Source organism: Sphingopyxis sp. RIFCSPHIGHO2_12_FULL_65_19, from assembly GCF_001830555.1.
Classification (GTDB): Bacteria; Pseudomonadota; Alphaproteobacteria; order Sphingomonadales; family Sphingomonadaceae; genus Sphingopyxis.
Genome location: NZ_MIAM01000043.1, coordinates 38,823 through 52,063 on the forward strand (window position 1 = coordinate 38,823; position 13,241 = coordinate 52,063).

Annotated in this window: 11 protein-coding genes; 8 read left to right on the top strand and 3 right to left on the bottom strand. The window is 65.4% G+C overall.

Annotation, left to right across the window (positions count from 1 at the left end):
- The first annotated feature begins 62 nt into the window (after nucleotides 1-62).
- The 3 genes from A3E77_RS12505 (at nucleotide 63) to A3E77_RS12515 (ending at nucleotide 4,619) form a co-directional block, all read left to right on the top strand.
- Nucleotides 63-275, top strand: a complete 213-nt coding sequence (locus A3E77_RS12505) for a DUF2093 domain-containing protein (RefSeq protein WP_293646417.1) — start codon at nucleotides 63-65, stop codon at nucleotides 273-275.
- Entirely contained in the window at nucleotides 272-1,198 is a 927-nt protein-coding gene (locus tag A3E77_RS12510; protein ID WP_293646391.1) for a M23 family metallopeptidase, read from the top strand. Before A3E77_RS12505 ends, A3E77_RS12510 begins: the two co-directional genes overlap by 4 nt.
- Nucleotides 1,199-1,466: 268 nt before the next feature.
- The gene (locus tag A3E77_RS12515) at nucleotides 1,467-4,619 is read left to right on the top strand and encodes a TonB-dependent receptor domain-containing protein (RefSeq protein WP_293646393.1); all 3,153 of its coding nucleotides are present in this window, start codon (nucleotides 1,467-1,469) and stop codon (nucleotides 4,617-4,619) included.
- Between the two features lie 242 nt (nucleotides 4,620-4,861).
- Here A3E77_RS12515 and A3E77_RS12520 read toward each other — a convergent pair whose 3' ends face one another.
- Nucleotides 4,862-5,896, bottom strand: coding sequence for a hypothetical protein (locus A3E77_RS12520; protein ID WP_293646395.1), 1,035 nt, complete (start codon nucleotides 5,894-5,896; stop codon nucleotides 4,862-4,864).
- A 43-nt stretch (nucleotides 5,897-5,939) separates the two neighbouring features.
- Here A3E77_RS12520 and A3E77_RS12525 point away from each other — a divergent pair, with 43 nt between their 5' ends.
- The 4 genes from A3E77_RS12525 (at nucleotide 5,940) to A3E77_RS12540 (ending at nucleotide 8,289) form a co-directional block, all read left to right on the top strand.
- A complete protein-coding gene (locus A3E77_RS12525) occupies nucleotides 5,940-7,124 on the top strand; it encodes an aspartyl/asparaginyl beta-hydroxylase domain-containing protein (RefSeq protein ID WP_293646397.1) in 1,185 nt (394 codons plus the stop codon).
- Between the two features lie 100 nt (nucleotides 7,125-7,224).
- Nucleotides 7,225-7,557: a hypothetical protein gene (locus tag A3E77_RS12530; protein WP_293646399.1), complete on the top strand. Its 333-nt coding sequence runs from the start codon at nucleotides 7,225-7,227 to the stop codon at nucleotides 7,555-7,557.
- A 32-nt stretch (nucleotides 7,558-7,589) separates the two neighbouring features.
- Nucleotides 7,590-7,943, top strand: a complete 354-nt coding sequence (locus tag A3E77_RS12535) for a hypothetical protein (RefSeq protein WP_293646401.1) — start codon at nucleotides 7,590-7,592, stop codon at nucleotides 7,941-7,943.
- Nucleotides 7,944-7,956: 13 nt separating this feature from the next.
- Nucleotides 7,957-8,289: a hypothetical protein gene (locus A3E77_RS12540; protein ID WP_293646403.1), complete on the top strand. Its 333-nt coding sequence runs from the start codon at nucleotides 7,957-7,959 to the stop codon at nucleotides 8,287-8,289.
- A gap of 47 nt (nucleotides 8,290-8,336) precedes the next feature.
- On the opposite strand, the gene clpB is transcribed toward A3E77_RS12540, so the two are convergent.
- On the bottom strand, nucleotides 8,337-10,916 hold the full coding sequence (gene clpB / locus A3E77_RS12545) for an ATP-dependent chaperone ClpB (RefSeq protein WP_293646405.1): 2,580 nt from the start codon (nucleotides 10,914-10,916) through the stop codon (nucleotides 8,337-8,339).
- A gap of 163 nt (nucleotides 10,917-11,079) precedes the next feature.
- Nucleotides 11,080-12,648, bottom strand: coding sequence for a leucyl aminopeptidase (locus tag A3E77_RS12550; protein ID WP_293646407.1), 1,569 nt, complete (start codon nucleotides 12,646-12,648; stop codon nucleotides 11,080-11,082).
- 156 nt (nucleotides 12,649-12,804) lie between these two features.
- Here A3E77_RS12550 and A3E77_RS12555 point away from each other — a divergent pair.
- Nucleotides 12,805-13,241 (top strand): penicillin acylase family protein (locus tag A3E77_RS12555; RefSeq protein ID WP_293646409.1); only part of this gene is annotated, 437 nt, incomplete at its 3' end.

Consider the following 13,241-nt stretch of genomic DNA (forward strand, 5'->3'; position numbering starts at 1 on the left):
GCCGCGCGCGGCGATGCTGTTATAGTCGGGGGCATGACGCACCACCCTATGGACAGAAGACCATGCTGATCGCCAGCCGTAACCGCCTCGCTCGCCTGCAGTACGGACCCAACGGGTTTCGCGTCCTGGCGCCCGGCGACCATGTGCTGTGCGCGGTGAGCGGTGTGCCGATCGGCCTCGACGAGCTGCGTTACTGGTCGGTCGCGCGGCAAGAACCCTATGCCACCGCCGAAATCTCGGTGAAGGCTGCGCTGGACACCGCGCGCGACGCATGAGCTTTGGCAGAGACTGGCCGATGCGCATTGCCGCGCCGGGGCTGCTGTTCGCCGCCGCGGCCTGTGTGCCGTCAGCCGATACCGGCGCCCGGCCCGCGCAGCAGCCCGTTGCCGAACCCGCGGCCGCGCCCACGCCCGTTCCGCCGCGCCCGCCGCAGCGCGCCGATTTCGTGCTCGCCGGGATTGCCGAACAGGGCGCGGTACTGGTCGGACAGGTGCCCAGCGGCACGCGCACGCTGACCCTCGACGGCGTCGTTGTCCCGGTTGCCGCCGATGACCGTTTCCTGATTGCCTTCGACCGCGATGCGGCCCCCAGCGCGCGGCTCGTCGCGACGCGCGTCGATGGCCGCGCGGTCGAGCGCGTGCTTGCGGTCGCGCCGGGACGCTGGCGGCTCGAACATATCAACGCACCCTATCGCGGCGGCGCATCGAGCAACGCCGATTTCGAGCGCCGCCGCCCGGCCGAGCTGGCGCAGATCGCTGCGGCGCGCAACATGGCGGTCGATTCGGACGGCTGGCGGCAGACGTTCCGTTGGCCGGTGACGGGGCGCCTGTCGGGCTTTTTCGGCGCCCAGCGCGTCTATCAGGGCAAGCCCGGACCCTATCACGGCGGCACTGACGTCGCGGTTCCCGCGGGCACACCCTTTGTGGCGCCGGCCGATGGCGTTGTCGTGCTGGCGGCTGCGGCGCCCTTCACGCTGGAGGGTAATTTGCTGATCGTCGACCATGGAATGGGGCTCAGCAGCGCCTTTCTTCACTGCCAGCGGCTCGATGTGGAAGTTGGCGATCGTGTCGTGCAGGGCCAGCAATTGGGAACCGTCGGGCGCACCGGGCGCGCGACGGGGCCGCACATGCACTGGGGGCTGAAGTGGCGCGATGCGCGGATCGACCCCGGCAAGCTGGCAGGGCCGATCGGCGGTTGAGCGCCACCTTCCGCGTGTGAATTCGTAACCTATGAAACAATATGTCGCAGATGACGCAATGCAGCATATTGTATTTCGTGCGCTCCCGAGTTTGTTGCAAATACGTCACAATGGCTTCCGAAACCGCCGTTTGCGCGGGGAAATTCCTTTACTCGCCACCGTCGAAGTTTCATCCCGCACGCTATCGGGGCATCTGCGCGCGTCGGCTTTGCGCCGTCGCGTTAGGGGGTCCGGGTAATTCAATCCACCAGTAGCAAGGGACTGCACTGTGAAGAAAACCCAATATTCCAAGCTGAAGCTAGGCGCTGCGCCGCTCGTATTGAGCGTTGCCCTGGTTTCGGCTCCTGCCTATGCGCAGGACGCCGCCGAAGAGGGCGCGGCTCAGTCGGAAATCGTCGTTACCGGCTCGCTGATCCGCAACCCGAACCTGGAACAGTCGACCCCGGTCAACGTCACGACCTCGGACACGATCGAACTGAAGCAGTCGAACGTCGCCGAAGAAGTGCTGCGCGAAATGCCCGGCGTCGTCCCGAACATGGGTTCGGCCGTCAACAACGGCAACACCGGCGGTTCGTACGTCGACCTTCGTGGCCTCGGCTCGACCCGCAACATCGTCCTGCTGAACGGCAACCGCGTGGCGCCGTCGGACGTGAACGGCCGCGTCGACCTTAACAACATCCCGCTGGCCCTGATCGAGCGCGTCGACGCGCTGACCGGCGCCGCCGTGACCACCTATGGTGCCGACGCCATCACCGGCGTTGTGAACTTCGTGACCAAGCGCGACTTCGCCGGTCTGGAAGTCACCGCATCGAACCAGATCACCGAACAGGGCGACGGCAACGTCTTCCGCGTCGACGCCACCATCGGTGCGAACTTCGACGACGGCCGCGGCAACGCGGTGCTCAGCATCGGCTATCAGTCGGCTGACGCGGTGTATCAGGGCGCACGTCCCTTCTCGGAAAACACGCTCGACAGCTATTCGAACACCTTCATCGGTTCGGGTACGTCGGTTCCGTCGCGCTTCTCGGGCACTCGCGGCCTGACCGGCGGCGCGCCGAACACCATCGCGCAATATGTCCAGACCGGCGTCAATGGCGACGGCGATCCGATCCTCGCGCTTGTTCCCGGCGGTGCTGCCAACGGCGGCGTGCGTCAGGTCAACGCTGCGGGTCAAGCGGTCGGTACTTTCGCGACCTACAACTTCAACCCGTTCAACATCTTCCAGACGCCGTTCGAGCGCTACAACATCTACGGCCAGGCCAATTACGAAGTTTCGGATTCGGTCGAGGTCTATACGCGCGGCATGTTCTCGAAGAACAAGGTCTCGACGATCATCGCACCGTCGGGTTCGTTCGGCGGCACCGTGACGATCAACCTGAACAACCCGTTCCTGCCGGCCGCTCTGCGCAACCAGTTCTGCGCGCTGAACACCGCGCCGGTCGTCAACGGCGTCGATGCCGCGGGCAACGCGGTTTCGGGCCAAACGGCGTATGATCCGCTGTTCGACCAGGGCGAATGCGACGCCGCAGCCGCTGCAGTCGATGAGAATGATCCGAACTATCGCACGGTCACCACGGCGCTTTCGCGTCGTACCCCCGAAGTCGGTCCGCGTATCAGCGACTATCAGACGACCTTCTTCGACTATCGCGTCGGCGCCCGTGGCGGCATCACCGACACGATCGATTGGAACATCGAAGGTGCCTATGGCGAGTCGGAAAATATCCAGACGATCCAGGGTTACACCCTCCAGTCGCGTTTCCGTGAAGCGGCGCTGTCGAACGACGGCGTGACCTGCATCAGCGGCAACACCGCCTGCGTTCCCGTCAACCTGTTCGGCCCCGAAGGCTCGATCACCCCGGCGGCGGCCGATTTCCTCCAGGAAAACAGCACGTCGACCAACCGCACCTCGCTGGCCCAGGTCCGCGCGATCATTTCGGGTGACCTCGGCTTCGCTTCGCCGGGCGCGGTTCAGCCGATCGGCTTCGCGCTGGGCGGCGAATATCGCAAATATACCGCACAGCAGTCGTCGGACCTGCTCGCCAAGACCCCGGGTGAACTCGGCGGTGCCGGCGGCGCGGCTCCCGACATCGACGGCGCCTATGACGTTTATGAAGCTTATGCCGAAATCGTCGCACCGCTGATCGAAGACAAGCCGTTCTTTGAAAGCCTGACCCTCGAAGCCGGTGTCCGTTATTCGGATTACAGCATCGAAGGCGCCGGCGGCTATGACACCTGGACCTGGAAAGCCGGCGGTAGCTGGGAACCGGGCGCAGGCGTCAAGTTCCGCGGTAACTACAGCCGTGCGGTCCGCGCACCGAACATCGGTGAACTGTTCACGCCGACCAGCGTCGGTCTGACCAACCTGGGTATCGACCCCTGCGCCGGTGCGGCGCCGGTGGGCGACGCCAACCTGCGCGCGATCTGTATCGCACAGGGTGCACCGGCCGGGACGATCGGTTCGATCACCAACCCGACCGCGGCTCAGGCCAACATCACCACCGGTGGTAACCTGAACCTGCAGCCGGAAAAGGCCGACACCTGGACGCTGGGCGTCGTGTTCCAGCCCGACTTCCTGCCGCGTTTCAACATGTCGCTTGATTATTACAACATCAAGATCAACGACGTTTTGGGCGTGCCGCTGCCGGGTGACATCATCGGTGCCTGCTTCGGCGCCAATGGTACGAATGATGCCGCAAGCGCCGCTTGTACGTCGATCCGTCGTAACCCGATCACCGGCGGCCTCGACGGCGATCCGGCGACCACCCCGGGCCTGTTCGGCACGACGAACAACCTGGGCCGTCTGTACACCGACGGTTTCGACCTGTTGATGAACTACAACATGGACCTCGGCTTCGCGAGCCTCGACTGGGGCTTCGTCGGCAACTGGACGCGTCACTCGAAGTTCAACGCCAACGCTGCCGATCCGACGTCGCTGAACCGCGAATGCGTCGGCTACTACAGCGTGAACTGCTCGTTCACGGGTTCGATCCAGCCCGAGTTCCAGTTCTCGAACCGCTTCACGCTGGGCTTCGACAAGGTTGACCTGTCGCTGCTGTGGCGTTGGCAGGACAGCGTCTCGTTTGAACCCGCACAGCTTGCGGCGGACATCGAAGCGGCTGTTGATGCCGGCACCGATCCGGTTACCGGCTGCCCCGATCCGACGGGCACCGATCCGAATGGTTGCGTCGTCGATCCGCAGTTCCGCAAGATCAAGGCTGCGCATTATTTCGACCTGACCGCGCGGTTCAACGTCAGCGAGAATCTGGTTTTCACGGCCACCGTGCAGAACCTGCTCGACAAGAACCCGCCGCTCGTCGGCAACACGATCGGTTCGACGACCTACAACAGCGGCAACACCTTCCCGGCGTCGTATGACGCGCTGGGTCGCCGCTATGCGGTGTCGGCAAAGCTGAAGTTCTAGTCGCTTCACGCTTCGACCAAGAATTGGGGGCGGACAGCAATGTCCGCCCCTTTTTCTATGGGTGGAGCGCGCGAGGTCGAATGGCGGCTCTGGGGTAGGGAACTGACGCTGCCTTACCAGTCATCCCGGCGCGTTATTCCGGTGGGGTGAGATCCCGACCTTCGCCGGGATGACGAAGATAGAAATGTCCGTTTCGGTCGAAACCAGCGGTAGACGAGGTTGACCACCAGCCTGGCGGGCGGTCAACGCGTCAGAAGCGGCGCGGGCAGGGTGAGCGGTATGCCCGCCTGATCGGCGACGGCTTCGGCCCAGCCGACGACCTGCGCAATCTCTTCGCCATAGGCGGCTTCGGCTTCGGCCAGGTCGCGTTGCCGTTCCCCCTTGGCAAAGGGCGTGCCCGATTTGCTGTTGCGGCCGAGCGCCGCATGGTCGGCGATCGCCCCCCGGTCCCCCGCGAGGTTCAGGTGATCCATCGCCGCCGAAACCGCAGCGACCGGATCGCGCGTCAGTATCTCGCTGTCGAGCGACGCGATGCGGTTCGGCGCCCAGTCGATCAGCGCGGCGAAGGCTTGTTGCTGCGCGAGCCATCCGACCGCCGCGACCTGAAGATCGGATTGGCGGAAATAGTCGCGCGCCTCGAACCCGAGCTGGACGAACCCGTCGGCCAGATAATTTTCGAGTAGTTCGCGGCACCATAATCGGCACCACAGCCCCTTGCGCGCCACCGAAAGCAGAAAGGCACGAAGCGGCGCGTGAAGCAGGATGGCGCGCGCCTCGGGGCGCAGCGTCAGCGCCCCGCGCGCGAGTGGGTTGACGATGTTCGACGGCTTGACGACGATGGCCTCCTCCGCCGTGAAGCCGCGCGCAAGCATGGTGAGCGCATCGTCCATCGCCCGCGCATGGTCGCGCGCCGCCGCGCCGCGACGGCGCCAGCCGACCATGTCGTTAAGCAGGACGGGCTCCGACAGGCTGGTCGAAATCCCCGGCTGGTCGAGCGCCTGTGCGAGCATCGTCGACGCGCAATAGGCCGAATGAAACAGGAAATGCAGCGGCGCGGGTACGGCCCCCTGCGCGGTTGCCGCCGCCCGGCAATCGCTTCGCCGCAAAACGACCGGCGCGTTTTCTTCGCCCAGATGCAGGTCGGTCAGGAACGGCACCTCGGCGCGCGCGGCGCGCGCGACGCGGCGAAAATGAAAGGCGTCGTGCTCCGGATCATAACGATGCGCCAGCCATTCGGCGTCGGCCACAATTGCGGTCACGGAAGGCGCGGCGGTCATGAATCGACCTTGCCGATTGGCCCCGCCGATGGCAAGCATGACCATGACCAGCGCACCCCCTCCCGCCTCCGCCGTCGAAGCGAACCGGCGCGGCATCGCGGCTCTGCAAGCCGGCGACAATGACGCCGCTGCGCGCCATTTCGGCGAGGCGATCACCGCTGACCCGCATTCGGGCGCCTTGTACCGCAACCTTGCTTCGGCGTGGCGCGCGTTGGGCGATGATGGGCAGGAACTCGCCGCGCTCGATGCCGCGCTTGCTATCGACCGCCGCGACCTGATGGCGTGGATACGCAAAGGCGAACGGCACGAGGCGCGCGACGAAAAGGGCGCGGCGCTTGCCGCGTGGAGCGCGGCGCTGGCCCTCGGCGCGCAGCTCGATCCGGTGCCGCCGCCGCTTGCGCCCTTGCTTGCGCATGGCCGGGACTTCGTCGCGGGCGCGACCGATACGATGTTCGCCGCGGCATCGGGGGCGTTTGACGATATGCGCGGTAACCTGACCGAGACGGAGGCGCGCCGCGGCGAAGCCTTCATCGCCAGTGCGCTCGGCCGCCGCCGCATCTATCGCAATGAATGCGCGGGGGTCCATTATCCCTTCCTGCCCGCCGACGAGTTCTTCGACCGCGGGCATTTCCCCTGGTTCGCCGAAATCGAGGCGCAAACCCCGTCAATCCGCGCCGAATTGCAGGCGCTGCTCGACGACCCGGGCGAGGCGCTGCGCCCCTATGTGCGGATGGAGGCGGGCTCGCCCGAAACCATCTGGTCGGGGCTCGACAATCGGCTCGATTGGGGTGCCTGTTTCCTGTGGGAATATGGCGAGCCGAACCAGCCGGTGCTCGACCGCTGTCCCTCGACCGCTGCCGCGCTCGCCGCCGTACCGGGCGCGCGCATTCCAGGCCGCTCGCCCAGCGCCTTCTTTTCGATGCTGAAACCGCACACGCGCATCCCGCCGCACACCGGCGTCACCAACACCCGCGCGATCGTCCACCTGCCGCTGATCGTCCCGCCCGGTTGTGGCTTTCGCGTTGGGGGAGAGACGCGGTCATGGGAAGAAGGCACAGCGTTCGCCTTTGACGACACGATCGAGCATGAGGCGTGGAACGACAGCGACGATCTGCGCGCGGTGCTGATCTTCGACGTCTGGAATCCGCATATGACGGCGCGCGAACGGGACCTTCTGCTGCGCTATTTCGCATCGGCCGATGCGTCGGGATATGCCATTCCCCGATAGACCCCGGTGCCGGTCGGAAATTCAGCCTTGCGAAAGGCTTTGTGCCAAATATGATGTGGCGCATGAGGCTGCGGGCGACGCCCGCGGTAGGAGGAATATCATGACCCGCATTCTACCCGCATTCATCGCGGCCGCCCTGTTGGCGGTGCCCATGGCCTCCGCTGCCGAAAGCGCAGCCGGCACCGATCGGGCTCCGCCGTCAAAGGCCCCGTCGGAAATGACGCCAACCGAAATCAAGGCGTATAATGACGGGCTGGCCCAGACCCATCCCTATTATATCAAATGCCGCAAAACGCTGGAGATCGGGTCGCTCGTGAAGAAAAATCGCGTCTGCTATACCAATGAAAAATGGAAAGACGTGCTCGCCAAGAGCGGCCAAAATGCCCGCGATACGGCTGAAACCTTTGTGAGCAAAGGCGGCAATTCCAACTGAATCCGGCCCGCGCCCGTCGAAGGAGAAGGATGATGCGTATAGGGGTTGGAATGATGTTCCTCGCGTGCCTGACCGCGACGCCGGTAGCGGCCAGCGAGGATGGAACGCCGTTGGCCCGTACGCCGTCAGAGATGTCGGGCGCCGAGATCGACGCGTATAACCAGGGGCGAATGGCGACCGACGCCGACTATATCCGCTGTCGCCGGATCGAGCAGGCTGGGTCGCTGGTCAAGAAATTGCGCATCTGCAACACCAATGCCGAATGGCGGCGCATTACGGATAAGGGCAATCAGGAGGCGCGCGATTCGATGGAAACGCTCGCGCGTGGGTGGAGTCAGTCGCAGGAACCCGCCGGGACGACTATGCGGGAAATCCGGCCACAATGAAAGGAACCAGGCGATGTTGCAGATGGTGATCGCGCTCGCGCTCGCCGTTTCGGGGACGTCGGCGGCGACCGCTGCCGCCGATCGCAGGCCGCCGCTCGACCGCCCGGCATCGATGATGACCGGCACCGAGATCAAGGCGTATAATGTGGGGCTGCTGCCGACCCACCCCGACTTTATCAAATGCCGCAAGATCGATGAGGTGGGGTCGCTCGTGAAAAAGGCGCGCGTCTGTCATACCAACGAGCAGTGGAAAAAGCTGTGGGCGCAGGGCAATCAGGATTCGCGCGATACGATGGATGCGATGGCAAGCAAGGCGGGCGATTGCCGCGCGACGGGCACCTGCTGACCAACCGATCGAAACGATAGGGGCGGCCGTTCTGCCACCCCCATCGTTCAGGCCGCAGCGAGTTTTAGCGCACCATCGCCTTCGTCGACCTTGATCGTCGACCCGTCTTTCACTTCGCCCTTCAGGATCAGGTCGGCCAGCGGGTCTTGCAGATATTTCTGCACCGCGCGCTTCAGCGGCCGCGCGCCATAGACGGGATCATAGCCCACCCGCCCGAGCCAGGCCCGCGCAGCGTCGGTCAGGTCGAGCGTCACCTTGCGGTCGGCAAGCAGTTTCTGGACGCGCGCAACCTGGATGTCGACGATGCCGCCCATATGCTGCTGGGCGAGGCGGTTGAACAACACGATCTCGTCGAGCCGGTTCAGGAATTCGGGCCGGAAATGCGCGCGCACGACTTCCATCACGGCGGGTTCGGCCTGTTCGACCGATGCGTCGTCGGGCAGCGCGGCGATCGCCTGGCTGCCGAGGTTCGACGTCAGGATGATGAGCGTATTGGTGAAATCGACCGTGCGGCCCTGCCCATCGGTCAGCCGCCCGTCGTCGAGCACCTGCAACAGGATGTTGAACACGTCGGGATGCGCCTTTTCGACCTCGTCGAACAGCACGACCTGATAGGGGCGGCGGCGCACCGCTTCGGTGAGCGTGCCACCTTCTTCATAGCCGACATAGCCCGGAGGCGCGCCGACAAGACGCGCGACGCTGTGCTTTTCCATGAACTCGCTCATGTCGATGCGGACCATCGCATTGTCGTCGTCGAACAGGAAGCGCGCGAGCGCCTTGGTCAGCTCGGTCTTGCCGACGCCGGTGGGGCCGAGGAAGAGGAAGCTGCCGAGGGGGCGGTTGGGGTCCTGCAAGCCCGCGCGGGCGCGGCGCACCGCGGTCGAAACAGCGCGGACGGCTTCGTCCTGGCCGATGACGCGCTGGGTGAGCGTCTCTTCCATGCCGAGCAATTTCTCGCGCTCGCCTTCCATCATCCGGTCGACGGGAATGCCCGTCCATTTGCTGACCACCGCGGCGATGTCGTCGGCGGTGACCTCCTCGCGCAGCATCGCGTTGCTGGAGATGGCCTGCGCCTCCTCAAGCTGCCGTTCGAGCGCGGGGATGGTGCCATAAGATAGCTCGCCCGCCTTCGCGAGGTCGCCCGCGCGCTGCGCCTGCTCGAGCGCCGAGCGCGCGGCGTCGAGCTCTTCCTTGATCTTCGCCTCGGCGTGGATCTTTTCCTTTTCGGCCTGCCACTTTTGCGTCAGTTCGGCCGACTGCTGTTCGAGGTTCGCGAGTTCGGCGCGGAGCGCGGCGAGTCGGTCCTTCGACGCTTCGTCGCTTTCCTTCGACAGCGCGGCTTCCTCGATCTTCATCTGGATGATCCGGCGGTCGAGGCTCTCGATCTCTTCGGGCTTCGATTCGACCTCCATGCGGATGCGGCTCGCGGCCTCGTCCATCAGGTCGATCGCCTTGTCGGGCAGGAAGCGGTCGGAAATATATCGGTTCGACAAGGTCGCCGCGGCGACGATCGCGCCGTCGGTGATCCGCACGCCATGGTGCAGCTCGTATTTCTCCTTGATGCCGCGCAGGATCGAGATCGAATCCTCGACCGTCGGCTCGCCGACGAACACCGGCTGGAAGCGCCGCTGGAGCGCGGGGTCCTTTTCGACATGTTTGCGATATTCGTCGAGCGTCGTCGCGCCGATGCAGTGGAGTTCGCCGCGTGCGAGCGCGGGCTTCAAAAGGTTCGAGGCGTCCATCGCGCCTTCGCCCTTGCCGGCGCCGACCAGCGTGTGCATTTCGTCGATGAACAGGATGATCTCGCCCTCGGCGGCCTTCACATCGTCGAGCACGCCCTTCAGCCGCTCCTCGAACTCGCCGCGATATTTGGCGCCCGCGATCAGCGCGCCCATGTCGAGCGACAGCAGGCGGCGGTCCTTCAAACTATCGGGCACATCGCCGTTGACGATGCGCAGCGCGAGCCCCTCGGCGATCGCGGTCTTGCCGACGCCGGGTTCGCCGATGAGGACGGGATTGTTCTTGGTGCGGCGCGCCAGGATCTGGACGGTGCGGCGAATCTCCTCGTCGCGGCCGATCACCGGGTCGAGCTTGCCCTCGCGCGCGACTTCGGTGAGGTCGCGGGCGAATTTCTTGAGCGCTTCGTAGCGATCCTCGGCCGAAGCCGTATCGGCGGTGCGCCCGCCGCGCAGGTCGTTGATCGCGCTATTGAGCGCGTCGGCCTTCACGCCGGCGTCGGCAAACGCCTTGCCGACCGGGGTCGTTGTCGAAAGCACCATCGCGAGGAGGAGTCGTTCGACGGTGACATAACCGTCGCCTGCCTTGGCCGCGACCTGCTCGGCTTGGTCGAGCAAGCGCACGGCGTCGTTGTCGAGGCCGGGCGTGGCTTGCGCGCCCGATCCCGATACGGCGGGCACCTTGGCGAGCAGCGCGTCGATGCCTTGAACCGCGCGCGCGGCGTCGCCGCCGCTCTTGGCGATCAACCCTGCGGCCATGCCTTCGCTGTCTTCGAGCAGTGCCTTGGCAATGTGCTCGGGGCTGATCCGCTGATGGTTCATGCGGATGGCGATCGTCTGCGCGGCTTGCAGAAAGCCCTTGGCGCGGTCGGTAAATTTTTCGAGGTTCATGGCGGAAAGCCCCTTTCTCAAGAAGAGAGATAGTGTTGCCATTTGGCAACACAAGGGCTTCCTCGCAGTTGCCGTTCGCATCGCGCAAAGTCGAGATGCCCATCGGCTGTCTGCGCCTTCAGGGTGTCTCGATTTCGCTCGACACGAACGGGATTAGAAGTCGCTATTCTCCGCTGCGCGCCAGTTGGTCGAGCAGGCGCACGCCGAAGCCGCTCATGCCCTTCGGCACCAGCGGCGACGCCTTGTCGGCCTGGTTCACCCCGGCAATGTCGAGATGCGCCCACGGCGTCGCTTCGTCGACGAAATAGCCGATGACATGCGCGCCGATGCTGGCGCCCGGACCCTGGCCGGGGGTTATATTGCGGATGTCGGCGATGTCCGACTTGATCTTCTCCGCATAATTTTTGTGGAGCGGCATCCGCCACACTTCTTCGCCGCTCGCGGTCCCGGCGGCGATCAGCGCCGACGCGAGTTTTTCGTCGCGCGCGAACAGCCCGGCATATTGGTCGTCGAGCGCGCTGACGATGGCGCCGGTCAGCGTCGCGATGTTGACGATCGCGCGCGGTTTGTAGGTCTGCGCGATATATTCATTGGCATCGGCGAGGACGAGGCGACCTTCGGCATCGGCGTTAAGCATCTCGATCGTCTTGCCCGACATGGTGCGCGTAACGTCACCGGGACGCTGGGCGTTGCCGTCGGGCATATTCTCGGCAAGCGCGGCGACCGCAACGACATGCACCGGCGCCTTTGACCTGGCGAGCGAGAGCGCCGCGCCGATCGCCGAGGCGGCGCCCGACATGTCGCCCTTCATGTCCCACATGCCCGTGCCGGGTTTCAGCGAAATGCCGCCCGAATCGAAGGTGATGCCCTTGCCGATGAAGGCCATCGGCGCTGCGGGCGCCCCGGCGCCGCGATAGCGTACCGCGAGCAGGCGCGATCCGCGCGGGCTGCCCTGGCCGACCCCGACGAGCGTGCCCATGCCCAGCTTGCGCATCGCCGCCTCGTCGAGCACTTCGATGCTGACGCCCGCGGCGCCCGCAAAGGCGTCGCGCACGCGCGCGACAAAGCTTTCGGGGTAGATCACGTTCGCGGGTTCGTTGGCGAGGTCGCGCGACAGGCGCACCCCGTCGGCAAGCGGCTTCCAGCGATTGTTGAACGCTGCCTCGGCGGCCGAGGGATTGGCACCGACCAGTGTAACGGCGCCCGTTGGCGGGGTCTTTTTGTCGACCGTCTTGTAACGGTCGAAGCGATATTGGCCGAGCGCGAAGCCGTAAGCGACATCGGCGGCAGAGGTATCGCCGAACGCCCCGGCGATCGTCACCGGATGCGCTTCGCTCTTCAGTTCCTGTGCGGCCTTGCCGCCAGCTTCCGCGAGCGCGAGCGAAGCCGGGGTGCTGCCCGCGCCGATCAGCAGAATGCGGGGATGCGCGCCGATGCCGCGCAGCGACAGGGTCGAACCCGCCTTGCCGTCGAAGCCCGCCGCCGCAATCGCCGCGGCGACCGCCTGCCGCTCGGCGGCACTGAGCGCGACGCCATCGAGCGGCGGCAGCGTCGCGTCGCTCATCACGACGACGAGGGCGGCACCCGCCGGTGCGCTCGCCGCAAAACCGATCGCGCGCTCGGCGCTGTTCGTCGCGGTTGCGGGTGCGACCCCCGATCCGGTGATGGGCTGCGCCATAGCGGCGGGCGCGAGGGCGAGCGACAGGCAAGCGGAAAGAAGCAGGCTTTTCATGCGCATGATTGATATTCCCCGTTGTTCAATGACCTGGACAGGGCATAGCAACGCGCGGCGCGCTCGCAAATCCGCGTCGACGAACGACAGTTGCTTGCCATCGGACGACATGCCCGCCACATAGCCTTGCGGGCCAGGCGCCGAAAAGGACCAGACATGTTGCGACGGATTTTGCTGGGTTTCCTGATGCTGCTGGTGGTCACCGCGGCGTCGCTCGCGCTCTGGGAGCCGCTGACCGCCGAGGCTCCCGCGGCGCCCGCGTTCAAGCCCGCCGACGTTCGCATCGCGCGCGACAAGTTCGGTGTGCCGCATATCTTTGGCAAGACCGACGCCGACGTCGCCTATGGCGTCGCCTATGCCCATGCCGAGGATGATTTCTCGACCTTGCAGGAAGTGCTCGCGATGACGCGCGGCCGCGCCGGGGCGATGCTGGGCCAGGACGGCGCGAAGATCGACTATGCCGAGGCCTTGCTCGACGTGCGGGCGACGACGAAGCGCGACTGGCCGCGATTGCCCGCGGACGTGAAGCTGCTGTTCACCGCCTATGCCGCGGGACTCAACCATTATGCCGACAAGCATCCGGGCGAGGTGCG